Origin of the sequence: Kitasatospora sp. NPDC001309 (genome assembly GCF_042896295.1) — a bacterium.
GTDB lineage: Bacteria > Actinomycetota > Actinomycetes > Streptomycetales > Streptomycetaceae > Kitasatospora.
On the sequence record NZ_JBIAXC010000002.1, the window covers coordinates 151,317 to 176,060 of the forward strand.

A 24,744-nucleotide genomic window follows, 5' to 3' on the forward strand; every position below is an offset into this window, starting at 1 on the left:
AAGGAGTCCGTGGTGAGTGCTGAACTCACGTCCCTCGCCTCAGGCAGTTGCCACTTCGGGGACGCTGGCTGCGGCTTCCCGGCCCCGGGTCTGAACGAGTTCCAGTTCAAGCCGATCTTCTCGGTCGGCGGCATCGACTTCAACAAGCCGATGCTGCTGTCGATCATCGTCGCGCTGCTGGTCGTCGTGTTCTTCTGGGCCGCCTTCGCCAAGCCGCGACTGGTCCCCGGCAAGCTGCAGCTGGTCGGCGAGATCGGTTACGACTTCGTCAAGCGCTCCATCGTGATGGAGACGATCGGCAAGAACGGCGAGAAGTACGTTCCGATGCTGGTCTCGATGTTCTTCTTCGTCTGGTTGATGAACATCATGTCGATCATCCCGTTCGCGCAGTTCCCGGTGACGGCGTCGATCGCCTTCCCCGCGGGCCTGGCCGCGGTCGTGTGGATCACCTACATGACGCTGACCTTCAAGAAGCACGGCTTCGTCGGCGGTCTGAAGAACCTCTGCTGGCCGTCGGGCATCCCCGGCTGGGTCATGTTCATCCTGGTCCCGATCGAGTTCTTCTCGAACATCTTCGTGCGCCCCTTCACCCTGGCGGTCCGAGCCTTCGCGAACATGTTCGCGGGCCACCTGCTGGTCGTGATGTTCTCCGTCGCCTCCTGGTACCTGCTCAGCCCGACCCTGGGCGCGCTGTACGGCTCGGCCTCCTTCGTGGTCGCCGTCGGCCTCACCGCCTTCGAGCTGCTGGTGCAGTTCCTGCAGGCCTACATCTTCGTGATGCTGGCCAGCAGCTACATCGCCGGTGCCCTGGAAGAAGCGCACTGAGCCTCGCAGCCCCGGCTGCTTCCCCTCCCGAACGCCCGGTGGCCAACCACCACCGGTCCACCACCCCGCAAAGGACAAGCTGAAATGCAGAACCTCGCTGAGGTCTACGGTTCCGTCGCCTCGATCGGTTACGGCCTCGCCGCGATCGGCCCCGGCATCGGTGTTGGTCTCATCTTCGGTAACGGTGTCCAGGCCATGGCCCGTCAGCCCGAGGCTGCCGGCCTGATCCGCTCCAACATGTTCATCGGCTTCGCGCTGACCGAGGCGCTCGCCCTCATCGGCATCGTCATGCCGTTCGTCTTCGGCGCCGGCAAGTAATTCCCCGCCGTTAGACCCTTTCGAGGAAGGTCCAGATATGAGTTTCGTGGCTAACCTCGCGGAGGAGGGGGAGAAGATGAACCCCCTGCTTCCCGCGTGGCCCGAGGTCATCATCGGCCTGCTCTGCTTCTTCATCGTCTTCGGTCTGCTCGGCAAGAAGCTCCTCCCCAGCATCGAGAAGGTGCTGTCGGAGCGTCGGGACGCCATCGAAGGCGGCATGGAGCGTGCCGAGGCCGCTCAGGCCGAGGCCCAGGCCCTGCTTGAGCAGTACCGCGCCGAGCTCGCCGAGGCGCGCCACGAGGCCGCCCGCATCGTCGAGCAGGCTCGCGAGCAGGGCGCCGCCCAGCTCACCGAGATGCGCGAGGAGGGCCAGCGTCAGCGCGAGGCCATCGTCGCCGCCGGCCACGCCCAGATCGAGGCCGACAAGAAGCAGGCGACTGCCGCCCTGCGTCAGGACGTGGGTTCGCTGGCCACCCAGCTGGCTTCCCGCATCGTCGGCGAGTCCCTCGAGGACAACGCCCGGCAGAGCGGCGTGATCGACCGCTTCCTGAACGAGCTCGAGGCCAAGGCCACCGTGGCTCAGGGCGCGGCCAAGTGATCGGCGCCAGCCGCGAGGCGCTCGCCGCCGGCCGGAAGAACCTGGACAGCCTGACCGACTCCACCTCGGTGGACGCGGCCAAGCTGGCCGAGGAGCTCGCCGCCGTCACGGTCGTGCTGGACCGCGAGGTGTCGCTGCGCCGCGTCCTGACCGACCCGTCCCGGTCGGGTCAGGACAAGGCCCAGCTGGTCACCTCGCTGCTGACCGGTCAGGTCTCGGGCGAGACCGTCGACCTGGTCTCCGGCCTGGTCCGGTCCCGCTGGTCGGGTGCGCGTGACCTGGTGGACGCGACCGAGGAGCTCGCCGCCTACGCCGAGGTCATCGCCGCGGACAAGGCCGGCACCCTGGACGACGTCGAGGACGAGCTGTTCCGCTTCGGCCGGGTGGTGAGCGGCTCGCACGAGCTGCGCGCCGCGCTCACCGAGCCGAAGGCCGGCGCCGTCGCGAAGACCGCGCTGATCAACAAGCTGCTCGGCGGCCGCGCCAACGCGGGCACCGTGCGGCTGGTCACCGCCCTCGTCAACGCGCCGCGTGGTCGTAGCCTGGAGCAGGGCCTCGAGTCCTACTCGAAGCTCGCCTCCGCGCGCCGCGGCCGCATGGTGGCCCTGGTCACCAGCGCGGTGCCGCTGTCGGACACCCAGAAGGAGCGTCTCAGCGGTGCTCTGGGCCGGATGTACGGCCGCCAGGTCCACCTGAACATCGACGTCGACCCCGAGGTCGTCGGTGGTGTCCGGGTGCAGATCGGCGACGAGATCATCGACGGCACCGTGTCGAGCCGCCTCGAAGGCGCTCGCCAGTCGCTCGAAGGCTGAGCAGGACCGAGCAGCACATCCGACCCTCGGTCGGGAAACCGGCTCCCCAAGGAGTCGGCAAAACGTACGGCCGGTTCATACGACCCGGCCGAGAGTCGAGTACTTGCGGCCGGCCCTCAACGGCGGGCCGAGGATCGCAAACTAGGAGAGCAGGGAAGCCTGATGGCGGAGCTTACGATCCGTCCGGAGGAGATCCGGGACGCGCTGGCCGACTTTGTCCAGTCGTACCAGCCGGACGCCGCTTCTGTGGAAGAGGTCGGCACGGTCACTGACGCGGCGGACGGCATCGCGCATGTCGAGGGCCTGCCCTCGGTCATGGCGAACGAGCTGCTGAAGTTCGAGGACGGCACGCTCGGCCTCGCGCTGAACCTCGACACCCGCGAGATCGGTGTCGTCGTCCTCGGTGAGTTCGGCGGTATCGAAGAGGGCCAGACCGTGCGCCGCACCGGCGAGGTCCTCTCGGTTCCGGTCGGCGACGGCTACCTCGGCCGCGTCGTGGACCCGCTGGGCAACCCGATCGACGGCCTCGGCGAGATCGCCGCCAGCGGCCGTCGCGCCCTTGAGCTGCAGGCCCCCGGCGTCATGGCCCGCAAGTCGGTCAAGCAGCCGCTGCAGACCGGTATCAAGGCCATCGACGCGATGACCCCGATCGGCCGTGGCCAGCGTCAGCTGATCATCGGTGACCGCCAGACCGGCAAGACCGCGGTGGCCGTCGACACGATCATCAACCAGCGCGACAACTGGCGCTCGGGCGACCCGGAGAAGCAGGTCCGCTGCATCTACGTCGCCGTGGGCCAGAAGGGCTCCACCATCGCGTCCGTCCGCGGCGCCCTGGAGGAGGCCGGCGCGCTGGAGTACACCACCATCGTGGCCGCTCCCGCGTCCGACCCGGCCGGCTTCAAGTACCTGGCGCCGTACACCGGTTCGGCCATCGGCCAGGAGTGGATGTACGACGGCAAGCACGTCCTGATCATCTTCGACGACCTGTCGAAGCAGGCCGAGGCCTACCGTTCCGTCTCCCTGCTGCTGCGCCGCCCGCCGGGGCGCGAGGCCTACCCGGGTGACGTCTTCTACCTGCACTCCCGCCTGCTGGAGCGCTGCGCGAAGCTGAACGACGCCCTCGGCGGCGGCTCGATGACCGGTCTGCCGATCATCGAGACCAAGGCCAACGACGTCTCGGCGTACATCCCGACCAACGTCATCTCCATCACCGACGGCCAGTGCTTCCTGGAGTCCGACCTGTTCAACGCCGGCATCCGCCCGGCCGTGAACGTCGGTATCTCGGTCTCCCGCGTCGGTGGCTCCGCCCAGATCAAGGCCATGCGCTCGGTCGCCGGCCGTCTGCGCCTGGACCTCGCCCAGTACCGTGAGCTGGAGGCCTTCGCCGGCTTCGGCTCCGACCTGGACGCGGCCTCCAAGGCCCAGCTGGAGCGCGGTGCGCGCATGGTCGAGCTGCTCAAGCAGGGCCAGTACCAGCCGTTCCCGGTCGAGGAGCAGGTCGTCTCCATCTGGGCCGGCACCACCGGCAAGCTGGACGACGTCCCGGTTGCGGAGATCCGCCGCTTCGAGCGCGAGTTCCTCGACTTCGTCCGCCTGCAGCACAAGGACCTGCTCGCCGGCATCGTCGAGACCGGCCTGCTGGCCGACGGCACCGTCGACGCCCTGACCGGCGCGATCGAGTCGTTCAAGCAGGGGTACCAGACCGCCGACGGCAAGCTGCTCTCCGAGCAGGCCTGAGTCCGGTAGCGAGGGAAAGGACGTAACGACCCATGGGAGCACAGCTTCGGGTCTACAAGCGCCGGATCCGCTCTGTCACCGCGACGAAGAAGATCACCAAGGCGATGGAGATGATCTCCGCGGCGCGCATCGGCAAGGCGCAGCGCGCGGTGGCGGCCTCCGCTCCGTACGCCGATGAGCTCACCCGGGCGGTGACGGCGGTGGCCACCCGGTCCAACGCCAAGCACCCGCTCACCACCGAGAACCCGAACGCCACCCGCGCGGCGGTCCTGCTGATCACGGCGGACCGCGGCCTGGCCGGCGGTTACTCGTCCAACGCCATCAAGGCCTCGCTGACGCTCTCCGAGCGCCTGCGCGGCGAGGGCAAGGACGTCGTGACCTACATCGTCGGTCGGAAGGGTCTGTCGTACTACACCTTCCGCAACCTGGCGGTGGGGAACTCGTGGACGGGCTTCTCGGACAAGCCGACCTACGGCGACGCGAAGACGGTGGCGGCCGAGCTGATCGAGGCCTTCACGGCCGAGACCGGCGGCGTGGACGAACTCCACGTGGTCTCGACCGAGTTCGTGTCCATGCTGACGCAGGACGCGGTCGCGGCGCGGCTGCTGCCGCTGAAGCTGGACGAGGTCCAGCTCAGCGACCAGACGCCGGCCAAGTCGGAGATCTTCCCGCTGTACGACTTCGAACCGTCGGCGGAGGGCGTGCTCGACGCGCTGCTGCCGCGGTACGTCGAGAGCCGGATCTACAACGCGCTGCTGCAGTCGGCCGCTTCCGAGCACGCCGCCCGCCGCCGCGCGATGAAGAGCGCGACGGACAATGCCGGCGAGCTCATCAAGTCGCTCACGCGGCTTGCCAACTCGGCCCGTCAGGCCGAGATCACCCAGGAAATCAGCGAGATCGTCGGCGGCGCCAACGCCCTCGCCGACGCTAGCCGCGGGAGCGAATGAGTATGACCACCACTGTTGAGCCGACCACGGCGACGGGCCGCGTCGCGCGGGTCATCGGCCCGGTCGTCGACGTGGAGTTCCCCGTCGACGCGATTCCGGACATGTTCAACGCCCTGCACGTCGAGGTGGACAACCCCGACGGCTCGGGCAAGAAGACCCTCACCCTCGAGGTCGCCCAGCACCTCGGCGACGGCCTGATCCGCGGCATCTCGATGCAGCCGACCGACGGCCTGGTCCGCGGTTCGCAGGTCACCGACACCGGCTCCGCCATCTCGGTGCCGGTCGGCCAGATCACCAAGGGCAAGGTGTTCAACGCCCTCGGTGACGTGCTGAACGTCGACAAGGCGGAGTTCGACAAGCAGGTCGAGGTCCGCTGGCCGATCCACCGCAAGGCCCCCGAGTTCAAGGACCTCGAGTCCAAGACCGAGATGTTCGAGACCGGCATCAAGGTCATCGACCTGCTCACCCCGTACGTCACGGGTGGCAAGATCGGTCTGTTCGGTGGTGCCGGTGTCGGCAAGACCGTTCTGATCCAGGAGATGATCTACCGCGTCGCCGAGAACTTCGGTGGTGTGTCGGTGTTCGCCGGCGTCGGCGAGCGCACCCGTGAGGGCAACGACCTCATCGACGAGATGGTCGACTCGGGCGTCCTGGACAAGACCGCGCTGGTCTTCGGCCAGATGGACGAGCCGCCGGGCACCCGTCTGCGCGTCGCGCTCTCCGCGCTGACCATGGCGGAGTACTTCCGTGACGTCGAGAAGCAGGACGTGCTCCTCTTCATCGACAACATCTTCCGGTTCACCCAGGCCGGTTCCGAGGTGTCGACCCTGCTCGGCCGCATGCCCTCCGCGGTGGGCTACCAGCCGAACCTGGCCGACGAGATGGGCCTCCTCCAGGAGCGCATCACCTCGACCCGCGGTCACTCGATCACCTCGATGCAGGCGATCTACGTCCCCGCGGACGACCTGACCGACCCGGCCCCGGCCACCACCTTCGCCCACCTGGACGCGACGACCGTTCTGTCGCGCCCGATCTCGGAGAAGGGCATCTACCCGGCCGTCGACCCGCTGGACTCCACGTCCCGCATCCTCGACCCGCGGTACATCACGGCGACCCACTACGAGACGGCCGTCCGTATCAAGGGGATCCTGCAGAAGTACAAGGACCTCCAGGACATCATCGCCATCCTCGGTATGGACGAGCTGTCCGAAGAGGACAAGATCACGGTCCACCGTGCCCGTCGCATCGAGCGCTTCCTCTCGCAGAACACCTACGTGGCGAAGCAGTTCACCGGTGTCGAGGGTTCGACCGTGCCGCTGTCGGAGACCATCGAGGCCTTCAACTCGATCGCCGACGGCAAGTACGACTCCGTTCCGGAGCAGGCCTTCTTCATGTGCGGTGGCATCGAGGACCTCGAGAAGAACGCCGCCGAGCTGGCGAAGAAGTAATCGCGGCCGGTAGCAGCTGAGTGACCGTGAGGGGTGGCCCCCGAGCCTGGGGACCACCCCTCGCGGCACATCGGCTGTGATTCCGGTCAAATCCGTGCCGCCGGTTTCATGCCGGAGGCGCGGGGCCGTTATTCTTACCGAAACTCCCGAGTAATCGGGGGTTGCATGAGCCTAGGAGCCCACGTTGGCTGAGCTGCACGTCGAGCTGGTCGCAGCCGACCGCAAGGTGTGGTCCGGTGCGGCCACCATCGTCGTCGCCCGTACGGCCTCCGGTGACACCGGCATCATGCCGGGCCACACCCCGGTGCTGAGCGTGCTGGAGACCGGTCCGGTCACCATCCGCACGGTGGACGGCGGCACCGTCATCGCCGCGGTGCACGGCGGCTTCATCTCCTTCGCCGACAACAAGCTGTCTCTGCTCGCGGAGATCGCCGAGCTGGCGGACGAGATCGATGTCGCGCGTGCCGAGCGCGCGCTGGAGGAGGCCAAGTCCGACCTGGACGCGCACGCCGAGCGTCGCGCCGAGGTCCGGCTGTTCGCGGCGCGCGGCCTCAAGGCCCACGCCTGAGTGTGCCGGACCCCGACTTGGCGGGGTCGACCGACGGTCCCGGGGACGCGCGAGCGTGACCCCGGGACTGTCGTCGTAGTTGGTAGGTCAGCGCGGCCGTCCGGGACGGCCGTGAAACGGGGAACGCGGGTAGCGAGGAGGTAGGTGAGCATGGTCCTCGCGCTTGTGGTGTGTGCGGCGGTCGTGGCGCTGGGAGTGATCGGCCTGATGGCCTTCGCCGTACGCCGCCGCCTGATCCAGCGGGTCGGCGGCACGTTCGACTGCAGTTACCGGCTCAAAATGCCCGCCGACGCCTCGACGCAGCCCGACCTCGACGAGAACGGCAAGCCCACCTCCGCCCCGGTCCCACCGACCGACGGCAAGGGGTGGGTTTTTGGTATCGGCCGATACAGCGGCGACTCGATCGAGTGGTTCCGGGTCTTCTCGTACGCCCCCCGCCCGCGCAAGGTCCTGCCCCGCCGGGAGATCGAGGTCCTCGGCCGGCGCTACCCGGAGGGCCAGGAGGAGCTGGCGCTGCTCTCCGGCTCGGTGGTGCTGCGCTGCCTGCACAACGGGGCGCCGCTGGAGCTGGCGATGAGCGAGGACGCGCTCACCGGCTTCCTGGCCTGGCTGGAGGCGGCTCCCCCCGGGCAAAGGGTTAACGTCGCCTAACGTGCCCGGCTAGGCTGGCCGCATGGTCAATCTGACGCGCATCTACACCCGTACCGGGGACGACGGCAGCACCGCGCTCGGCGACATGAGCCGGACCACCAAGACCGACCCGCGGCTGATGGCGTACGCCGACGCCAACGAGGCGAACGCGGCGATCGGGGTGGCCCTCGCGGTCGGCGCACTGCCCGAGGACGTCGCGGCCGTGCTCGTCCGGGTCCAGAACGACCTGTTCGACGTCGGCGCCGACCTCTCCACGCCCGTGGTCGAGGACCCGAAGTACCCGCCGCTGCGGGTGCTGCAGTCCTACGTCGACCGGCTGGAGGGGGACTGCGACCACTACCTGGAGCAGGTGGAGAAGCTGCGCAGCTTCATCCTCCCCGGCGGCACCCCCGGCGCCGCCCACCTGCACCTGGCCTGCACGGTCGTGCGGCGGGCCGAGCGCTCGACCTGGGCGGCGATCGACGCCTACGGGGACTCCGTCAACCCGCTGACCGCGAAGTACCTCAACCGGCTGTCCGACCTGCTGTTCATCCTGGCCCGGGTGGCCAACAAGGAGCGCGGCGACGTGCTCTGGGTGCCGGGGGAGAACCGCTAGGGCCTGCCCTAGGAGGCGTCCTGGGACGCCTTCTCCGGGGCGGGCCGCTCGACCACCCGGCCGTCCACCACGGTGACGCCCGCCGGCGCCTCCTTGGGCCAGAGCGAGAAGCAGCCGGCCACGACCACGTTGACCACGGCCGCGATGCCCAGCTTCCAGTACCACTGGGCGAAGGTGCCGAAGTGGGCGGATCCGGCCGACAGCGGGACGAGCAGGCTGATCAGGGCCAGGGTGATCACGGCGGAGACGACCGTCCGGCGGGCGATCCGCCACTCGTGCGCCGTCCGCTCCGGGCCGTACGTGGGCGAGGGCAGCGGCGCGGGGCCGCCGGCGAAGCGGTGCAGGAAGTGCCGGTCGGCCCAGGCGACCAGCGAGGGGCCGTAGCCGACCGAGAAGCCGGCGTAGCTCGCGGCCAGGGCGTGCGTCCAGCCCGCCTGCGCGCCGCCGCGCAGGTTCAGCACGGTGAGGGCGTACAGGGCGAGGTCCACCACCGGCAGGCCGATCAGCAGCACGGTGCTGGTGCGGCGCATCCGCAGCAGGTAGCGGGCGGAGAGGGCGAGGCCGAGCACGATCCACCAGGAGATCTCGGCCGCGACGATGAGGGTGACGATCACTTTCTGCTCCCGGTCGTTCCGACGGTGTCCCCAGCCTCGTGCGCGGGCGCGCTGTTGTCGTCGTCGCCCGGTGCCGTCCGGGCCTGCACCTTTCGATGTAGCGGCCTCCTCCGCGCACCGGAGCCGGGCGGGCCGCCGGGGATGGTGAGATGGGGGGCGTGCTCGTACCCTCCCTCGCCCCGCGCCGGATGGACCGGCTGATCGCCCTGAGCGGGCTGCTCGGCGGCGCGGTGCTGATCGCCTTCAAGGTCTACGACCGGGCGGACCGGCTGCCGCTGTGGGCCGTCACGGCCCCGCTGCTCGTGATGGCGGGGCTGGAACTGGTCCGGCGGACCCGGCCGGTGCTGGCGGTGTCGCTGGGCGGGCTGGCCTTCGCGGGAAGCCTGGTCGCCGGCAGCCTGCTGGCGACCACGATCATGTACACCGACCTGCTGTACGCGGCGGTGCTCTACGGCACCGGCCGGATGTCGCGGGTGCTGCACCTGACCGGCGGCGCGACCGTGCTGGTGCTCTCCAGCCTGGTCTGGTACGTCGCCGGGACCTCGGCCGGGCTGCTGGTCGTGGTGGTCGCCTCGCTGGTGTTCCTGGCGCCGGTGTGGACCGGGGACCTGGTGCGCAAGCACCGGGAGCAGGCGGAGAACGAGCGGCTGCGGGCCGAACAGACCGCGCTGCTCTCGGAGATGGACCGGCGCGAGGCGGTCGTCGCCGAACGCGCCCGGATGGCGCGGGAGTTGCACGACGTGGTGGCCAACCACCTGTCGGCGATCGCGATCCACGCCACCGGCGCCCAGTCGGCCGCCCGGCGGCGGCGATTGCCGGAGGGCGATCCGCTGGTCGAGGTGCTGGCGGTGATCCGGGAGAACAGCGTCCAGGGGTTGGCCGAAATGCGCCGCATGATCGGGCTGCTCCGGGACAGCGGCGGGGGAGAGGCCGACGAGTCGTACGCGGCCCCCGACCTCGCCGCGGTGGACGCCCTGCTGGAGGGGGCCCGGGCCGCCGGGCAGGACGTCGGACTGGACTTCGAGCTGACCGAGAGCGGCGAGCGCGGCGACCTCCCGGTGCCGGTCGGGCTGGCCGCCTACCGGATCGTGCAGGAGTCGCTGACCAACGCGCTCAAGCACGCCGGGCCCGGACTGGTCGCACTGCGGCTGGAGTTCGGCCCGGACGCGCTGCGGATCGCGGTCGACAGCCCGTACCGCGGCGGGCCGGGCCGCGAACTGCCCGGCGCCCGGGCCGGGCTGGTGGGGATGTCGGAGCGGGCCGCGCTGCTCGGCGGCAGCTTCGAGGCCGGGCCGCGGGACGGGTACTGGAGGGTGCGTGCGGAGCTGCCGCGCGGCCGGGAGAGCGGGGGGCGGGCATGACGATCCGGGTACTGGTGGCCGAGGACCAGGCGGCGGTGCGGGCGGCGCTGGTGATGATCCTGCGGGCCGAGCCCGGGTTCGAGGTGGTCGGGCAGGCCGCCGACGGGCAGGAGGCCGTCCGGCTGGCCCTGGAGCTGCGCCCCGACGTGGTGCTGATGGACGTGCAGATGCCCCGGCTGGACGGCGTCTCGGCGACCCGCCAGGTGGTGGACGCCGGCGCGGCCCAGGTGCTGGTGCTGACCACCTTCGACCTGGACGAGTACGTCTACGGCGCGCTGCGGGCCGGCGCGGCGGGCTTCCTGCTCAAGGACCTGGAGGCGGACACCCTGGTCGAGGGGATCCGCACGGTGGCGCGCGGGGACGGCATGCTCGCGCCCTCGGTGACCAGGCGGCTGATCGGCACCTTCGCCCGCCCCGGGCGGCCGGTCGGACCGGAGGCCCGGACGGCGGTGACGGGCCTGACCGCGCGTGAGCGGGAGGTGCTGGCCTGTCTCGGGGCGGGGATGTCCAACGGGGAGATCGCGCTCCGGCTGGAGATGGCGGAGGCGACCACCAAGACCCACGTCAGCCGGATCCTGGCGAAGCTGGGGCTGCGCAGCCGGGTGCAGGCGGCGATCCTCGCCCAGGACCTCGGTCTGACCATCTGACGACCATCCTGGTCGGGTGACCAGGTCGGTTGCAGATCACACTCCCGATTGCTATGGCACGGGCGATCTGGGCATTAGAGTCCCCGCCAGAGCAATGCGGCTCCTTGGCGGCGACCCCTGCCCTGAGCCGCCTTCAGGGCCCGCCCGCAGGGCGGCGACGGCGTCGGGAGACCCAGCCATGAGCAATGCGTCCAGCAAGCAGATCGCCGTGATCGGTGCCGGCCTGATGGGCGCCGGCATCGCCCAGGTGTCCGCGCAGGCCGGCCACCCGGTGGTGCTGCGGGACGTGACCGAGGAGGCGCTGCAGCGGGGCCTGGCCGGCATCCGCGCCTCGTACGAGAAGTTCGTCTCGAAGGGCAAGTTGAGCGCCGAGGACGCCGAGGCCGCGCTGGGCCGGATCACCACCACCACCGACCTGGGCGCCGTCGCCGAGGCCGACATCGTGGTCGAGGCCGTGTTCGAGAACCTGGAGGTCAAGGAGGGCGTCTTCCGCGAGTTGGACAAGCTCGCCAAGGACGGCGCCGTCCTCGCCTCCAACACCTCCGCCATCCCGATCACCCGGATCGCCGCCGTCACCCGGCGGCCGGAGTCGGTCGTCGGCGTCCACTTCTTCTCGCCCGTCCCGATGATGAAGCTGGTCGAGCTGGTCCGCGGCTACAAGACCAGCGACGAGACGCTGGCCGCCGCCCGCGCGTACGCCGAGGGCGTCGGCAAGGACGTCGTGGTGGTCAACCGCGACGTGGCGGGCTTCATCACCACCCGCCTGATCACCGCGCTGGTCGTCGAGGCCGCCAAGCTGTACGAGTCGGGCGTCGCCACCGCCGAGGACATCGACACCGCCTGCCGCCTCGGCTTCGGCCACGCGATGGGCCCGCTGCAGACCGCCGACCTGACCGGCGTCGACATCCTGCTGCACGCCGCCCACAACATCTACACCGAGACCAAGGACGAGAAGTTCGCCGCCCCGGAGATCATGGCCCGCATGGTCACGGCCGGTGACCTCGGCCGCAAGAGCGGCCGCGGCTTCTACCCGTACGAGGGCAAGTGAGCCCGCGGGACTGAGCGAACGCCCTGGTGGGCCGTGCGATCGGGGCATCGTACGGCCCGCCGTACCGGGCCGGGTGAGTTTCCTCACGCCCGGTGCCGCAGACGGGTGATTTGGGCGGTAATCGAGCGTAGGTGTGGAGAGTTCCTGCGTATATTCCCTCGGACGAGTGAAGTTGCTTCAGATCAGGGCGGAAACCAGCAACCTGCGGCGCTGCTCCACCGTCAGATGAGGGAACCCGGCACTCCGACCGGGGCCGGGCGCGAGCCGAGCCGTCGCAGGCGTTCCGCCCGGGCCCTCCCACTCCGATCCAGGGGCCGTCCCGCCTCCCGGTCCGTCCCGGCCGGGGCCGGACCCGCCCCGCACCAGACCACCCAGGCGAAGGAGGAGAGCATGCGCATCACCGGCGACCACACGGCGCTGGCCATCGAAGGCCGCCTCGACGTGCGCACCGCCGCCGACGCGCGGGCCCGGCTGCACCAGGCCGTGGACGGCGGCCTCGGCGACCTCGTGCTCGACCTCGGCCGGCTGGAGTTCTGGGACGCCACCGGCCTCGGCGTGATCATGGGCACCCACCGGCGGGCCGGCCGGATCGGCCGCCGGCTCGTGCTGCGGGCCGTCCCCGCCCAGCTCCAGCGGCTGCTGGTGGCCACCAAGTTGCACCGCATCCTCGCCGTCGACGGCGGGATCCCCGAGGTCCAGGCCTCCTGACGCCCGTTCCGGGGGCGTACGGAGCGGCTCGCGGAACATGCCGCACGCCCGTTCGCGCGCCCCTCGGGCCGCCCTCCTGACCGGGCCGGGCCCGACCGGCGCCTCCGGCCTTCACCTTCCCCGCACCGGGACCGCACTGCACGGCCGGGCCTGGATGTGCGAGAGTCTGCCCGTCAGATGACGGCCGCCCGGGGCCGGCTGCCCACAGCCCGCCCGCGGCCGCGACCGAGACGTGTGCCGGCCGGCGCGGGGCGCCGGCGGCCGAACACGATGCGGAGCAGAACGTGGCACAGCCATCCGGGGAGTTCCGGCAGGAGGCCGCCCGCACCCGCGGCGGCGAACTGGTCTCCGGCGGCCTGCTGGTCGGCGTCGGCGCCCCGGACGGCTCCGAGGCCCGGCCCTGTCCGGAGGAGTGGCGGCCCCGCCCGCGCCGGATCGAACGCAGCGAGCCCGCCCGCGGCCCGGTCGGCGGCGTCGGCCGGGCGGTCGGCCCGCTCGCCCTCGGCGCCGGCCCCACCGACCTGCCGCTGCTCGACCGCGAGGCCGACATCGCCGAACTCCTCGGCCTGCTCGCCGAGGGCCGCTCGATACGCCTGGTCGGCCAGGCCGGCTCGGGCCGCAGCACCCTGCTGTCGGCCGTCGCCGCGGCCGCCGCCGACCTCGCCCCCGGCGGCGTCGTCCAGCTCTGCGGCCACCGCCGCACCGCCGCCGACCTGCTCCAGGACCTCTTCGCGGCCACCCACCACGCCCCCGGCTACCGCCCCGACCCGGGCCAACTGGCCGCCCACCTCGCCGGGGTCGGCGCGGTCGTCGTGATCGACGAGGCCGAGCCCGCCGGGGACGACCTGGAGGAGCTGCTCGCCGCCGCCCCCGGTTGCGCCTTCCTGATCTCGGTCGCCCCCGGCGGCCCGGTGCTGCCCGCCGACTCCCGGCTGCGCGACCACCTCGTCCCCGGCCTCTCCCGGCCCGCCTGTCTGGCCCTCACCGCCCGGCTCGCCGGGCGGCCGCTGGACGTGGCCGAGAAGGCCTGGGCGGTCGACCTCTGGTTCGAGTCCGAGGGCCTGCCGCTGCGCTTCGTCCAGGCCGCCGCGCTGCTGCGCCAGCGGGACGTCTCGGTGGACGCGCTGGTCGCCGCCGAGGAGGACCGGCGGGACGTCTTCGGCGCGGTCGAGGAGCCCGCCCACGACCCCGACCCGGCGATCCGGGAGAACGCGCTGCGGCGCACCGTGCCGCTGCCCTCGGTCGCCGAGACCGCCTCGCCCGCCGTCCGGCTCGCCGAAGGGCTCGGCGAGGCCGCGCAGGCCGTGCTGCGGCTGGCCGTCGCGCTCGGCGGCGAGTGCCCCACCGCGCCGCACCTGCCCGCGCTGATCGACGTCGGCCAGGGCGAGAGCGCGCTGGCCGAACTCGCCGACGCCGGGCTCGCGGTGTCCATCGGCGGGCACCACCGGCTGACCGCCGGGGCGCTCGACCTGCTCGCCCCGCACTGGCCGGCCCGCGGCTGCGTGGACGGCGCCGCCCAGCACTTCGCCTGGTGGGTCGGGCACAGCTCGGTGTCGCTGGCGCAGATCGCCGCCGAGGCCGAGGTGCTGATCGGCGTGCTGCTCGCGGACCGGACGGCGGGGCGGCACGAGGCGGTCGTCCGACTGGCCCGGGCCGCCGCCCCCGCACTGGCGCTGGCGCTGCGCTGGGGCGCCTGGGAGCGGGTCCTCCAGCTCGGCCTGGAGGCGGCCCGGCGGACCGGTTCGACGGTCGACCAGGCCTGGTTCCACCACGAGGCGGGCGTGCTCGCGATCTGCCTGCGGCAGCCCTCCCGGGCGATCGCCGAACTGGAGACCGCCCTGACCCTGCGGGCCACCGCGGGGGAGCCGCGCGGGGTGGCCGCCGCGGGCCGGATGATCGACCTGCTGCGCGCCGACGGCCGTCAGCTGCCGGCCGCCGCGACCCCGGCGGCGTCGGGCCGCGGACCGGTGATCCGGAAGATCGCCGCCCGGGTGCCGGCCGGCCTCAAGGCCCGGGCCCGGGCCGGGCGGCGGCGCAAGGTGGTGGTGGCCTCCGCGGCCCTGCTCACCTTCGGGGTGCTCGGCACGGCGGTGGCGATGAGCCTCGCCGGGCCCGAGGAGCACCAGGGGAAGGACCCGCACGCTCAGCTGGACCAGGTCGGGGACACCGGCAACGCGCCGGTGCCGGCGCCGTCCCCCGACGCCTCCCCGGGCACGGCCGGGACGGGCGGCACCGAGCCGGGTGCCCCGGCGGGGACGGCGGCCGGTACGGAGCCCTCGGCGAGCGGCAGTGCCTCGCACGCGCCGAGCGCCACGCCGTCGAAGCGGTCGAGCGCCTCGCCGGGGGCCACCGGGTCGGCGGCCCCGCAGCAGTCGCAGCAGCCCGGCCCGGGACAGCCGCAGCCGTCGGAGCAGCCGCCGGGGCAGAAGCCCGGCGGGTCGGGCGGGGGCGGCAACGGCGGGGGCAACGGCGGCGGTGGTCAGACCGGCGGCGGCACCGGTGGCGGGAGCGGCAACTCGCCGTCGCCGAGCCAGCCGACCGGCTCGGCGACGCCGACCGCACCCGCGACGACCCCGGCCGTGCCGACCGGTCCGGCCACCCCGTCCCCGACGGGGACGAAGTCCCCGTGACCGGTCAGAACAGCTTGAGCTTGTCGTCGTCGATGCCGCGCAGCTCGTCGTAGTCCAGCACCACGCAGCCGATGCCCCGGTCGGTGGCCAGGACGCGGGCCTGGGGCTTGATCTCCTGTGCGGCGAAGACGCCCTTGACCGGGGCCAACAGCGGGTCCCGGTTGAGGAGTTCGAGGTAGCGGGTGAGCTGTTCGACGCCGTCGATCTCGCCGCGCCGCTTGATCTCGACGGCGACGGTGGCGCCGTCGGCGTCGCGGCAGAGGATGTCGACCGGGCCGATCGCGGTCGGGTACTCGCGGCGGATCAGCGACCAGCCGCTGCCGAGCACCTCCATCCGGTCGGCGAGCAGCTCCTGGAGGTGCGCCTCGACGCCGTCCTTGATCAGGCCGGGGTCCACCCCGAGTTCGTGGGAGGAGTCGTGCAACACCTCCTCCAGCGTGATGATGAGCTTCTCGCCGGCCTTGTTCACCACCGTCCAGACCCCGTCGGCCTCCTTGAGGGCGCACGGCGGGGACATCCAGTTGAGCGGCTTGTAGGCGCGGTCGTCGGCGTGGATGCTGACGCTGCCGTCGGCCTTGACCAGGATGAGCCTGGTGGCGGAGGGCAGATGGGCGGAGAGCCGACCGGCATAGTCGACTGAGCAGCGGGCAATTACGAGACGCACGGTCGACCACGCTAGCCCACCGGGGCCAGTTGATGCGATTCCGAGACGACCGGGTGAAGAAAGCGCGAACCCCGCGAACATGGAGGTTCGGCGGACCCGCCGCCGCTCGCCGCGCTCTGGCGTACGCCCCCCGGGGTCGCTACGGTGTGTGACGCTACGGATGCGGGGTCGCTGTCAACGGGGACGGAGACTTCAGATGAACGATCCGACGGGATCAGGCCAATCTGGTGCACCACGGCGTATTTCCGGAGCAATCCGCAGGAACGACCGGCCTGCTCCGCCGTTGACTGCCACGCTGTTCTGACGCGGTCGGTGTTCAGGACGTCACGTCCCGTGGCGCCGCCGCCTTCGCAACAGGTGCCGGAAACCCCGGTCCGACGGTGTTCCGGACACCTCCTGCGATTTCGCCCACCCTCACTGTGAGCTTGGACTACGCATGACCACCCGGGCGCCGCGCGGGTGGACCGCGAGAGGAGAATCCATGTCGCTCGACGTCTCACCGGCCCTGCTGGAAAAGGCCGAGCGGGGCGAGGTCGACGAGCGGGAATTCGTCGACTGCGTCCGCGTCTCGCTGCCGTACGCCTGGGACCTGATCAGCTCGCTGGTCGCCCAGGCGAAGGTCGACGGTACCGACTTCGCCGACAACCAGGTGCCGCCGCCCAGCGAGCAGGCCCGCGGCCAGCTGCTGCGCGCCCTGGCCAGCGATGCCATCCGGGGCGCCCTGCAGCGCCACTTCGGTGTCCGGCTGGCCTTCCAGAACTGTCACCGGGTGGCGGTGTTCGTGCCGTCGGAGGCCAACGAGGCGCGGTACGACCGCTTCACCTCCGTCCGGGAGCAGCTGCTCAACCAGTCCGAGGAGCTGCGGGACTGCTGATCCGGCCGGAGCCGGCCGCCCCCGTCCCCCGGTGCGGGGGGAGGGGCGGCGGTCCGGGCCGGCGGTCAGCCCAGCTGCGGCAGCACCTCGGAGCCGAGCCGGGCGATGTTGTGCAGGGTCGCCTCGCGGTCGCCGCTGCCCTCCGCGAGCAGGGCGAAGCGGCGGATGCCGGTGCGCTCGGCGGTGGCCAGCAGCCGGTCGGCGCACTGCTTCGGGGTGCCCACCGCGTGCAGGTCGCAGAGCAGTTCGGTGTACTGGTGCGGGTCGCGCATCTTGCGTTCGCGGCCGTCCACGGTGCGGTGGGCGCCGAGCCCGTACTCGAACCAGCCGGGCATCGCGTTCAGCAGGGTGGCCCGGGCGGCCGAGGTGCGGTCGTCCACCTGGGCCACGCCCGCCGCGACGTGCTGGCGGGTCACCCGGCGGAGCTGCTCCTCGCCGCGCCCGGCGGCCAGCCAGGCGGTGCGGTAGAGCTCCAGCATCCGCACCTTGTCCTCGTCGCCGGAGTGCATGCCGAGCAGCATCGGCAGGCCGCGCTCGGCGGCCAGCCGCACCCCGCCCGGGGAGGTGCAGGCGACCACCACCGGCGGGCCGGCCACCGGCCGTCCGGTGCGGTCGCGTTCCTCGGCGAGGCCGTCGGCGTCCTGGCGCTGGCGGGGGAAGCGCACCGGGCCGGTCGGCTCGTCCAGGCCGAGCCAGCTGCCCAGGCCCGGCCGGCGCACCGGCTCGGTGGCCCGCGGCACCACCGCGACCTCGGGGAAGGAGAACTGCGGTCCGTCCGCGCCGACCCGGGAGCCGCGCAGCCAGCGCAGCAGCAGGTCCAGCCGCTCCGGGAAGCCGTTCTCGAAGGCGTCCACGCCGCTGCCGAACACGTCCAGGTCGATCCACGGCCCGCCGCGGCCCACCCCGAGCGTGAAGCGCCCGCCGGAGGTGAGGTGCAGCAGCGCGGCCTGCTCGCCGAGCGCCACCGGGTGGCTGGTGGAGAGCACGCTGACGGCGGTGCCGATGCCGATCCGGCGGGTGCGGCCGAGCAGCAGCGCGGCGAGGGTGGCGGCGTCCGGGCAGACCCCGTACGGGACGAAGTGGTGCTCGGCCAGCCAGACGCTGTCCAGGCCCGCGCGTTCCGCCTCGACGGTGGCCCGGACGGTGCGCTCCAGCACCTCGCCGTGGCTCTGCCCGGGGAACTGCGCGGACAGCAGGAACGCGCCGACCCGTACCGGGGCGGTGTCGGGCGGCAGTGCGCCGGTGCGCTGGGCGGCGGTCAGCGGTTCGCCGGTGACGGCCAGCGGCGGTACGCAGGTGAGCGCCGGACCCGGGGCGGGTGGGCGCACGCCGACGGGTCGGCGGGTCTCGGCGCGCGGGCTGGTCTTGGTCATCCTGGGGGCCTCCTCGGGTGCACGCAGGGTCTGCGGGCCCCGCCTGTCCACTCGTGGGTATCCGATGTCATGTGCCAATGGCACGCGGAACCCCGAATTTCCCCGATGATCGGGTGGATCTCGGCAAAAACCCCGGACGGGTCGGCCGAAGCCGTGATAGGGGCCAATAAAAGGGTTTGACACCCGTAGGCTGGAGCGACTTCGAGCCCCCGGAAGAGAGGCAGTCCGCCGTGCCCCGCCGCAACCGGATCAACAGCGCCGCCGACCGCGAGAACGCCGAACCGGCCGCCGCCCCGCTGGGCGGATCGTTGCGCCGCACCGAGAACTACCAGGGTGACGACTGGGTGGTGCAGACGGTCGCCGGGACGTCGGGACGGTTCTACCGCTGCCCGGGCTGCGACCAGGAGATCCCGCCCGGGGTGGGCCACGTGGTGGCCTGGCCGATGCACGGCGCCGGGGTGGACGACCGGCGGCACTGGCACCGGGCGTGCTGGGGAGCGCGGGAGCGCCGGGCCTCCAACGTGCTGCGGGGCCGCGGCGCTCCGCGCCACTGAGTCCGCCGGGCCGTCACGCGTCCCGGTTCTTGAGCACCAGCGCGCCGCCGACCAGCGCGGCCGCGGTCCAGGCCAGGCAGATCGTGAAGCCCGCCCACGGCCCGTACGGCTGGCCGTTCTGCTCGTACACCAGCAGCATCCGCGAGCCGGCGTAGTCGGGGAAGTAGTGGGCCAGGGTCTTGACCTTCGGCACCGCCGAGAGGATCGGCGAGAGCAGGAAGAAGAACGGCACCAGCACGCCCAGGGCGAGCGTCTGGTTGTGCAGCATGGCGGTGACGCCGGCCGAGAACAGGCAGAGCATCGTCAGGTAGAGCGCGGCGCCGAGCACCGCGCGCAGCACGTTCGGCTCGCCCAGGGCGGTGGAGTGCGGGCCGAGCAGCGCCTGGCCGACGAAGAAGGTGACGAAGGCGGTCACCAGCGAGACCGCCAGGGCCAGCCCGCCCAGCACCGTCGCCTTCCCGGCCAGCAGGGTGCCGCGCTGGGGGACGGCGGCCAGGGTGACCCGGATCATGCCGCTGCTGTACTCGTTGCCGATCGCCAGCACCCCGAAGACGATGATGGCCAGCTCGCCGAGCATGATGCCGGAGAAGGCCGTGCCGGTGGCGTCGAACGGGGTCTCCTCGTGGCGTCTGAACTCGGTGAAGTTGTTGTTGGTGAGCAGGGACAGCAGCGCGCCGATGCCGACGGTGACCACGAAGGCCAGCGCGAGGGTCCAGACGGTGGAGCGGACGCTGCGGATCTTCGTCCACTCGGAGCGCAGGATCGCCGGGAAGGACGTCATCTCAGTTCTCCTCCTGCTGCGCCGCCGCGGTCGGCGCCGCGCCGTCCGTCTGCCAGCCCGCGCCCCAGGTGCCGGGCGCGCCGGCGGCGTCCCGGCCGGGGCCGTCGCCCGCGTGGTACTCCACCGAGTCCGCCGTCATCTGCATGAACGCCTCCTCCAACGAGGCCTGCTGGGGGCTGAGTTCGTGCAGCACCACGCCGTGCGCGGAGACCAGTTCGCCGAGCCGGGCGATGTCGCCGTCGACCACCTCGTAGGAGCCGTCGGGGCCCGGTTCGTGCCGCAGTCCGGCCCCGGCCAGGACGTCGAGCAGGCGCTCGGGCTGCGGGGTGCGCAGCCGGACGGCGGAGCGGGAGTTGCGCCGGATGAACTCCGGCATCGGCAGGTCGGCGAGCAGCCGGCCCCTGCCGATGACCACCAGGTGGTCGGCGGTGACGGCCATCTCGCTCATCAGGTGGGAGGAGACGAAGACGGTCCGGCCCTCGCCGGCCAGGCGCTTCATCAGGTTGCGGATCCAGAGGATGCCCTCCGGGTCGAGGCCGTTGACCGGCTCGTCGAACATGACGATCTCCGGGTCGCCGAGCAGGGCGGAGGCGATGCCCAGGCGCTGGCCCATGCCGAGGGAGAAGCCGCGGGCGCGTTTGCGGGCGACCGGGGTGAGGCCGACCAGGGCGAGCACCTCGTCCACCCGGCCGGCCGGGATCCGGTTGCTCTGGGCGAGCCAGAGCAGGTGGTCGCGGGCGGTGCGGCCGGGGTGGACGGCCTTGGCCTCCAGCAGGGCGCCGATGTACTTGAGCGGCTCGCTGAGTTGCCCGTAGCGCTTGCCGTCGAGGGTGACCCGGCCGCTGGTGGGGCGGTCCAGGTCGAGGATCATGCGCATGGTGGTGGACTTGCCCGCGCCGTTGGGGCCGAGGAAGCCGGTGACCACTCCCTGCGGGACCGAGAAGCTGAGCCGGTCCACCGCGAGCGTCTTGCCGTAACGTTTCGTCAGGTCGTGCAACTCGATCATTGGCGCTCCCTTGCTCTCTGGCAGGCTAGGACAAAGCGGATATCGCGGCCCGCTGAGTGGGCCCGTCGGGCGTGCCGCAATACGGTGGCTGCATGAGTCAGCTCCCCTCCGCAGTGTCCGTCCGCGAGAGCGGTACCGGAACACCCCTCGTGCTGCTGCACGCCTTTCCGTTGAACGCCTCGATGTGGTCCGCCCAGCTGGACGCGCTGCCCGGACTGACCGGGGACGAGGCCCGGGTGCTCGCCCCCGACCAGCGGGGTTTCGGCGGGACCGGGCTGGGCGCCGACGAACCCTCGCTGGACCTCGTCGCCGACGACCTGGCGCTGCTGCTGGACGCGGCCGGGATCGACCGCGCGGTGGTCGGCGGGCTCTCCATGGGCGGCTACGTGGCGCTCGCCTTCGCCCGCCGCCACCCGGACCGGCTGTCCGGCCTGCTGCTGGCCAACACCCGCGCCACCGCGGACCGGGACGCCACCCGGGCCGACCGGGAGCGGATCGCCGCCGCCGTGACCGCCCGGGGCAGCGTCCAGCTGCTGCTGGACGAGCGGGTCGCGGCCGGGCAGCTCGGGCCCGACTCCCAGCACCTGGTGGAGCGGGTGCAGGCGATGGTGGCCGCCGCGCCGCCCGCCTCCGTCGCCTGGGCCCAGCGGGCCATGGCGGCCCGTCCTGACTCCCTGGAGGTGCTGGCCGGGCTCCGGGTGCCGGTGACGTTCCTCGCGGGCGCCCTGGACGCCCTGGTGGCGCCCGAGGAGGCCGAACTGATGCACCGGGCCCGCCCGGACGCCGAGCTGACCGTCGTCCCCGGGGTGGGCCACCTGAGCGCCCTGGAGTCCCCGGGCGCGTTCGACGCGGCCGCGCGCCGGCTGCTCGCCCGGGCGGCCGCCGGATGAGCCCGGACGAGCAGGGCTGGGACTTCTCCGCGCTGGAGGTCACCGGCCGGATGCCGGTGACCAACCGCGGCGAGGGGCTGGTGGAGCTGACCCTGGAGCCGCTGGGCGAGGACTACTGGTTGCGCCCCGGCGAGACCTTCATCGTCACCTCGTACGGCGACTACGGGTCCGGGCACCCCTTCGAGGTGCAGTACTGGCCCGACTCGGTGTCGGTCTGGTGCACCTCCTGGTACGGCACCGTGTCGGACGACGAGGGCAACCAGCTCAGCAGCGGGTACCAGCGGCCGGACGGGGCCTACCCCCGGTAAATGCCCCCGAGGTGGTGACAGCCGCACGCGCGACAGGCCCTCACCCGGGCGGGTGAGGGCCTGTCGTACGACCGGGTCGGCGGCTGTGCCGGCGACTGCGTCAGCGCGACTGCTGGGCGGGCACGCCCATGGTGTCGTCGTTCGGCAGCGAGGCGGCGGCCACGGCCGCGCCGGTCAGCGTCGCCAGCATCTCGCGGACGTTGGTCAGCTGGGCGTTGATGCTGTCGCGACGGTTGGTCAGCGCCGCCAGCTCGCGCTCCGATTCGCTGCGGATGCGGTCCGCCTTGGCGTTGGCGTCCGCCACGATGTCCTCGGACTGGCGCTGGGCCGTCTCGACGGTCTGGCGGGCCCGGCGCTCGGCGTCGGTGCGCAGCTTCTCGGCCTCCAGGCGCAGCTGCTCGGCCCGGTGCTCGATCTCGGCCAGGCGCTTCTCGGCCTTGGCCTGACGGGCGGCCAGGTCGCGCTCGGACTGCTCGCGGCGCTTGGCCAGGTTCGTCTCGAACTCCAGCGCGGCCTGGGCGGCCTTGGTGCGGGTCTCCTCGAAGAGGGCGTCCGCCTCCTCACGCTTGTTCTGGGCGTCCTTGTTGGCCTCGGCGCGCAGCTGGGCGGAGTCGCTCTTCGCCTTGTCGACGATCCGCAGCCCCTCGTCCTCCGCCTTGGCCTTGCGGTCCTTGGCGTAGTTCTCGGCCTCGGTGCGGACCTGCTGGGCGGCGGCCTCGGCCAGCTCGCGGTGCTGCTCGGAAGCGCGGTGCGCCTCGTCGCGCAGGTCCTTGGCCTCCTCCTCGGCGAGCCGCAGGATCTTCTCGACCCGGGCGCCGAGACCGGCGTAGGAGGGCTCCTGCTCGGCGACCGCCGCCTGGGCGGTCTGGGTTTCGAGGTGGAGCTCCTCGATGCGCTTCTCCAGTGCACTGATCCGGGTCAAGGCACTGTCACGGTCGGCCACCAGCTTGGTGATCCGCTCGTCGACCTGGGCGCGCTCGTACCCACGGCGTACCAGGTCGAAGCCGTGAGGGGAGTGACTGTCGCTCATGGGACTCTGGGCTTCCTGTCGTCAAACCGCTGAGGTGGTTGAGGGAATCCTGACACGGTACCGGAGTGTCGACGGCGAAATGCCGTTGTCTCACGGACAATGACCGTCAATGTCCGCTCAATCGGGTGGTGCGTTCTTGGAACGATTGCCACCCGACCGGGGGGAGCCAACTCCGGCACCGGCCTTGGCGCCCCCGTCCTTCTTGGTGTTGCTTCCCCCGTTGACCTGGGCGACCGGTGTCGGTGCCTCGAACGCCTCCAGCGCCGAGAGCACGTCCTGGACCCTGGAGATCTCGGTGTTGATGTCCTTGCGGCGGCGCACCAGTTCGTCCAGCTCGCGCCGGCCCTCGCCGGTGACCCGCTCGGCCTCGGCCTTCGCCTCGGCGATCAGCCGCTCGGCCTCCGCCTTCGCCAGCTCGATCTGCTCGTCCGCGGTGCGGTCGGCGTCGCGCAGCCGCTTCTCCGCCTCGGCGGCCGCGCCGTCGAGGCGCTCCTCGGCCTCCGTCTCGGCCGCGCGCAGCTTCGCCTCGGACTTCTCGATCAGCGACTCGGCCCGGTCGGTGGAGTTGGCGAGCTTGGTCTCCGCCTCCTTGAGCAGGCCCTCGGCCTTGCGGACGGCGGACAGCCGGACCTTGCTGGCCTCCGCGGAGGCCTCCGAGGTGAGCTCGGACGCCCGGTCCTCGGCGGCCGCGACCAGGGCGGCGGCGCGGTCCTCGGCCTCGGCGACGGTGGCCACCGCCTGCTCCTCGGCCTCGGTCAGCTGCTCCTGGGCGGCCGTCACCAGCGCGTCCACCCGCTCGCCGGCCGACTTCATGGCCGCCGCGTTCTCCTTGCGGGCCCGCTCGTGCAGCGCCTCCACCTCGGCGTCGGTGCGCTCGCGCAGCTCCTCGGCGCGCTCGCGGATCGCGGTGGCGTCCCGGCGGGCCTCGGCGAGCAGCACGTCGGCGTCGGAGCGGCCCTTCTCGACCTCGGCCTGACCGGCCGCCTCGCCGGCCGCGACCAGCCGGTCGGCCTCCTTGCGGGCGGCCGCGACCATCGCGTCCGCCTGCTCCTCGGCGGCGGCCGTGGTGGCCAGCGCGGTGGTCTGGGCGTCCTCGCCGAGCGACTCGGCGTCGGCGAAGGCCTTCTCCAGCACGGACTTGGCGCGGTCCCGGGTGGCCTTGTCGAACTGCTCGGCGGCCTCCCGGGTCTGCGCGTCGTAGGCGTCGGCGCGGGCGTGGGTGGAGGCGTCGTACTCGTCGGCCAGGGTGCGGGTGGCGAGCGCGTACTCCTCGGCCTCGGCGCGCAGCCCGGCGGCCAGCTCCTCGGCGTCGGCGATCGCCCGCCGGCCCTGGGCGTCGGCCTCGGCGACCGTACGGACGGCCTGCGCCTCGGAGTCGGCGCGCAGCTGCTCGGCGGCCTCCTGGGCGGCCCGCAGTTCGGCGTCGGCCTCGGCGCGCAGCTGCTCGTCGTAGGCCTGGGCCTCGGCCCGCTGCCGGCCGAGCTCGGCCTCGGCGGCCTCGCGCTCGGCGGTGAGCTCCAGCTCGGTCCGCTCGCGCAGGGCGGTGGTCTCGGCCTCGGTCCGGGCGCGCAGCTCGGCCGTTTCGAGGTCGGCGAGCTCGCGCTGCTCGGCGGTCTCGCGGTCGGCGAGCTCGCGCACCTCGGCGGCGTACCGGTCGGCGGCCTCGCGCTGCTCGGCGGTCTCGCGGTCGGCGAGCTCGCGCACCTCGGCGGCGTACCGGTCGGCGGCCTCGCGCTGCTCGGCGGTCTCGCGGTCGG

At 72.3% G+C, this 24,744-nt stretch carries 25 protein-coding genes and 1 pseudogene; 19 read left to right on the forward strand and 7 right to left on the reverse strand.

Annotated elements, in window-relative coordinates; genetic code table 11:
- Positions 1–12 precede the first annotated feature (12 nt).
- From atpB to ACFY2K_RS02955, 10 genes are all read left to right on the forward strand, one after another.
- The gene (gene atpB, locus ACFY2K_RS02910; RefSeq protein WP_375892976.1) at positions 13–825 is read left to right on the forward strand and encodes a F0F1 ATP synthase subunit A; all 813 of its coding nucleotides are present in this window, start codon (positions 13–15) and stop codon (positions 823–825) included.
- Between the two features lie 84 nt (positions 826–909).
- Positions 910–1,143, forward strand: coding sequence for an ATP synthase F0 subunit C (gene atpE, locus ACFY2K_RS02915; RefSeq protein WP_350504378.1), 234 nt, complete (start codon positions 910–912; stop codon positions 1,141–1,143).
- Positions 1,144–1,180: 37 nt separating this feature from the next.
- Positions 1,181–1,741: a F0F1 ATP synthase subunit B gene (locus ACFY2K_RS02920; RefSeq protein WP_375892975.1), complete on the forward strand. Its 561-nt coding sequence runs from the start codon at positions 1,181–1,183 to the stop codon at positions 1,739–1,741.
- Positions 1,738–2,553, forward strand: a complete 816-nt coding sequence (locus ACFY2K_RS02925; protein WP_380522011.1) for a F0F1 ATP synthase subunit delta — start codon at positions 1,738–1,740, stop codon at positions 2,551–2,553. Before ACFY2K_RS02920 ends, ACFY2K_RS02925 begins: the two co-directional genes overlap by 4 nt.
- Positions 2,554–2,715: 162 nt before the next feature.
- A complete protein-coding gene (gene atpA / locus ACFY2K_RS02930) occupies positions 2,716–4,290 on the forward strand; it encodes a F0F1 ATP synthase subunit alpha (protein ID WP_375892972.1) in 1,575 nt (524 codons plus the stop codon).
- Between the two features lie 32 nt (positions 4,291–4,322).
- A complete protein-coding gene (locus tag ACFY2K_RS02935; protein WP_375892970.1) occupies positions 4,323–5,237 on the forward strand; it encodes a F0F1 ATP synthase subunit gamma in 915 nt (304 codons plus the stop codon).
- A 2-nt stretch (positions 5,238–5,239) separates the two neighbouring features.
- Positions 5,240–6,685 carry a F0F1 ATP synthase subunit beta gene (atpD, locus tag ACFY2K_RS02940; RefSeq protein ID WP_375892969.1) on the forward strand — a complete coding sequence of 482 codons (1,446 nt, stop codon included), beginning with the start codon at positions 5,240–5,242 and terminating at the stop codon, positions 6,683–6,685.
- Between the two features lie 184 nt (positions 6,686–6,869).
- The gene (locus tag ACFY2K_RS02945; RefSeq protein ID WP_375892967.1) at positions 6,870–7,253 is read left to right on the forward strand and encodes a F0F1 ATP synthase subunit epsilon; all 384 of its coding nucleotides are present in this window, start codon (positions 6,870–6,872) and stop codon (positions 7,251–7,253) included.
- A gap of 150 nt (positions 7,254–7,403) precedes the next feature.
- Positions 7,404–7,904, forward strand: a complete 501-nt coding sequence (locus tag ACFY2K_RS02950) for a DUF2550 domain-containing protein (protein WP_030057523.1) — start codon at positions 7,404–7,406, stop codon at positions 7,902–7,904.
- 22 nt (positions 7,905–7,926) lie between these two features.
- A complete protein-coding gene (locus tag ACFY2K_RS02955) occupies positions 7,927–8,499 on the forward strand; it encodes a cob(I)yrinic acid a,c-diamide adenosyltransferase (RefSeq protein ID WP_360233640.1) in 573 nt (190 codons plus the stop codon).
- An 8-nt stretch (positions 8,500–8,507) separates the two neighbouring features.
- Here ACFY2K_RS02955 and ACFY2K_RS02960 read toward each other — a convergent pair whose 3' ends face one another.
- Positions 8,508–9,113 (reverse strand): hypothetical protein, encoded by a 606-nt coding sequence (locus ACFY2K_RS02960; RefSeq protein ID WP_380522005.1) that lies wholly within the window; start codon positions 9,111–9,113, stop codon positions 8,508–8,510.
- Between the two features lie 149 nt (positions 9,114–9,262).
- Here ACFY2K_RS02960 and ACFY2K_RS02965 point away from each other — a divergent pair, with 149 nt between their 5' ends.
- From ACFY2K_RS02965 to ACFY2K_RS02985, 5 genes are all read left to right on the forward strand, one after another.
- Positions 9,263–10,474, forward strand: coding sequence for a sensor histidine kinase (locus ACFY2K_RS02965; protein WP_380586791.1), 1,212 nt, complete (start codon positions 9,263–9,265; stop codon positions 10,472–10,474).
- A complete protein-coding gene (locus ACFY2K_RS02970; protein ID WP_375892959.1) occupies positions 10,471–11,121 on the forward strand; it encodes a response regulator in 651 nt (216 codons plus the stop codon). Before ACFY2K_RS02965 ends, ACFY2K_RS02970 begins: the two co-directional genes overlap by 4 nt.
- Before the next feature lie 178 nt (positions 11,122–11,299).
- On the forward strand, positions 11,300–12,169 hold the full coding sequence (locus ACFY2K_RS02975) for a 3-hydroxyacyl-CoA dehydrogenase family protein (RefSeq protein WP_380522000.1): 870 nt from the start codon (positions 11,300–11,302) through the stop codon (positions 12,167–12,169).
- Positions 12,170–12,559: 390 nt separating this feature from the next.
- Positions 12,560–12,877, forward strand: a complete 318-nt coding sequence (locus ACFY2K_RS02980; protein ID WP_375892956.1) for an STAS domain-containing protein — start codon at positions 12,560–12,562, stop codon at positions 12,875–12,877.
- A 284-nt stretch (positions 12,878–13,161) separates the two neighbouring features.
- Entirely contained in the window at positions 13,162–15,507 is a 2,346-nt protein-coding gene (locus ACFY2K_RS02985; RefSeq protein WP_380586793.1) for an ATP-binding protein, read from the forward strand.
- 4 nt (positions 15,508–15,511) lie between these two features.
- On the opposite strand, the gene nucS is transcribed toward ACFY2K_RS02985, so the two are convergent.
- A complete protein-coding gene (nucS, locus tag ACFY2K_RS02990; RefSeq protein WP_188306031.1) occupies positions 15,512–16,171 on the reverse strand; it encodes an endonuclease NucS in 660 nt (219 codons plus the stop codon).
- 481 nt (positions 16,172–16,652) lie between these two features.
- Between nucS and ACFY2K_RS02995 the strand changes: the two genes are divergently transcribed.
- On the forward strand, positions 16,653–17,045 hold the full coding sequence (locus tag ACFY2K_RS02995; RefSeq protein ID WP_350504362.1) for an SCO5389 family protein: 393 nt from the start codon (positions 16,653–16,655) through the stop codon (positions 17,043–17,045).
- 65 nt (positions 17,046–17,110) lie between these two features.
- Here the strand turns inward: ACFY2K_RS02995 and ACFY2K_RS03000 are convergent, their stop codons facing one another.
- Positions 17,111–18,418 (reverse strand): LLM class flavin-dependent oxidoreductase, encoded by a 1,308-nt coding sequence (locus ACFY2K_RS03000; protein WP_375892953.1) that lies wholly within the window; start codon positions 18,416–18,418, stop codon positions 17,111–17,113.
- Between the two features lie 230 nt (positions 18,419–18,648).
- On the opposite strand from ACFY2K_RS03000, the gene ACFY2K_RS03005 reads away from it, so the two are divergent.
- Positions 18,649–18,972 (forward strand): ATP/GTP-binding protein, encoded by a 324-nt coding sequence (locus ACFY2K_RS03005; RefSeq protein ID WP_375892951.1) that lies wholly within the window; start codon positions 18,649–18,651, stop codon positions 18,970–18,972.
- Between the two features lie 13 nt (positions 18,973–18,985).
- Here the strand turns inward: ACFY2K_RS03005 and ACFY2K_RS03010 are convergent, their stop codons facing one another.
- Together ACFY2K_RS03010 and ACFY2K_RS03015 are read right to left on the reverse strand one after the other, a co-directional pair.
- Entirely contained in the window at positions 18,986–19,753 is a 768-nt protein-coding gene (locus tag ACFY2K_RS03010; protein ID WP_380521992.1) for an ABC transporter permease subunit, read from the reverse strand.
- A gap of 1 nt (position 19,754) precedes the next feature.
- A complete protein-coding gene (locus tag ACFY2K_RS03015) occupies positions 19,755–20,759 on the reverse strand; it encodes an ABC transporter ATP-binding protein (protein WP_375892948.1) in 1,005 nt (334 codons plus the stop codon).
- 92 nt (positions 20,760–20,851) lie between these two features.
- Between ACFY2K_RS03015 and ACFY2K_RS03020 the strand changes: the two genes are divergently transcribed.
- Both ACFY2K_RS03020 and ACFY2K_RS03025 read left to right on the forward strand, forming a co-directional pair.
- Positions 20,852–21,649 (forward strand): alpha/beta fold hydrolase, encoded by a 798-nt coding sequence (locus ACFY2K_RS03020; RefSeq protein WP_387709336.1) that lies wholly within the window; start codon positions 20,852–20,854, stop codon positions 21,647–21,649.
- Positions 21,646–21,957, forward strand: a complete 312-nt coding sequence (locus ACFY2K_RS03025) for a hypothetical protein (protein WP_380521989.1) — start codon at positions 21,646–21,648, stop codon at positions 21,955–21,957. The genes ACFY2K_RS03020 and ACFY2K_RS03025 overlap by 4 nt, the downstream gene beginning before the upstream one ends.
- 100 nt (positions 21,958–22,057) lie before the next feature.
- Here the strand turns inward: ACFY2K_RS03025 and ACFY2K_RS03030 are convergent, their stop codons facing one another.
- Together ACFY2K_RS03030 and ACFY2K_RS03035 are read right to left on the reverse strand one after the other, a co-directional pair.
- Positions 22,058–22,987, reverse strand: coding sequence for a cellulose-binding protein (locus ACFY2K_RS03030; RefSeq protein ID WP_188306039.1), 930 nt, complete (start codon positions 22,985–22,987; stop codon positions 22,058–22,060).
- Between the two features lie 117 nt (positions 22,988–23,104).
- Positions 23,105–24,744 (reverse strand): annotated as a pseudogene (locus ACFY2K_RS03035) (hypothetical protein); the annotation flags it as partial.

What these genes read in the sequence shown, in the direction of transcription:
- atpE (WP_350504378.1), top strand. Translation starts at nt 910, where the DNA reads ATGCAGAACCTCGCTGAGGTCTACGGTTCCGTCGCCTCGATCGGTTAC.
- ACFY2K_RS02920 (WP_375892975.1), top strand. Translation starts at nt 1,181, where the DNA reads ATGAGTTTCGTGGCTAACCTCGCGGAGGAGGGGGAGAAGATGAACCCC.
- atpA (WP_375892972.1), top strand. Translation starts at nt 2,716, where the DNA reads ATGGCGGAGCTTACGATCCGTCCGGAGGAGATCCGGGACGCGCTGGCC.
- ACFY2K_RS02935 (WP_375892970.1), top strand. Translation starts at nt 4,323, where the DNA reads ATGGGAGCACAGCTTCGGGTCTACAAGCGCCGGATCCGCTCTGTCACC.
- atpD (WP_375892969.1), top strand. Translation starts at nt 5,240, where the DNA reads ATGACCACCACTGTTGAGCCGACCACGGCGACGGGCCGCGTCGCGCGG.
- ACFY2K_RS02950 (WP_030057523.1), top strand. Translation starts at nt 7,404, where the DNA reads ATGGTCCTCGCGCTTGTGGTGTGTGCGGCGGTCGTGGCGCTGGGAGTG.
- ACFY2K_RS02955 (WP_360233640.1), top strand. Translation starts at nt 7,927, where the DNA reads ATGGTCAATCTGACGCGCATCTACACCCGTACCGGGGACGACGGCAGC.
- ACFY2K_RS02965 (WP_380586791.1), top strand. Translation starts at nt 9,263, where the DNA reads ATGGGGGGCGTGCTCGTACCCTCCCTCGCCCCGCGCCGGATGGACCGG.
- ACFY2K_RS02970 (WP_375892959.1), top strand. Translation starts at nt 10,471, where the DNA reads ATGACGATCCGGGTACTGGTGGCCGAGGACCAGGCGGCGGTGCGGGCG.
- ACFY2K_RS02975 (WP_380522000.1), top strand. Translation starts at nt 11,300, where the DNA reads ATGAGCAATGCGTCCAGCAAGCAGATCGCCGTGATCGGTGCCGGCCTG.
- ACFY2K_RS02980 (WP_375892956.1), top strand. Translation starts at nt 12,560, where the DNA reads ATGCGCATCACCGGCGACCACACGGCGCTGGCCATCGAAGGCCGCCTC.
- ACFY2K_RS02995 (WP_350504362.1), top strand. Translation starts at nt 16,653, where the DNA reads ATGTCGCTCGACGTCTCACCGGCCCTGCTGGAAAAGGCCGAGCGGGGC.
- ACFY2K_RS03000 (WP_375892953.1), bottom strand. Translation starts at nt 18,418, where the DNA reads ATGACCAAGACCAGCCCGCGCGCCGAGACCCGCCGACCCGTCGGCGTG.
- ACFY2K_RS03010 (WP_380521992.1), bottom strand. Translation starts at nt 19,753, where the DNA reads ATGACGTCCTTCCCGGCGATCCTGCGCTCCGAGTGGACGAAGATCCGC.
- ACFY2K_RS03015 (WP_375892948.1), bottom strand. Translation starts at nt 20,759, where the DNA reads ATGATCGAGTTGCACGACCTGACGAAACGTTACGGCAAGACGCTCGCG.
- ACFY2K_RS03020 (WP_387709336.1), top strand. Translation starts at nt 20,852, where the DNA reads ATGAGTCAGCTCCCCTCCGCAGTGTCCGTCCGCGAGAGCGGTACCGGA.
- ACFY2K_RS03025 (WP_380521989.1), top strand. Translation starts at nt 21,646, where the DNA reads ATGAGCCCGGACGAGCAGGGCTGGGACTTCTCCGCGCTGGAGGTCACC.
- ACFY2K_RS03030 (WP_188306039.1), bottom strand. Translation starts at nt 22,987, where the DNA reads ATGAGCGACAGTCACTCCCCTCACGGCTTCGACCTGGTACGCCGTGGG.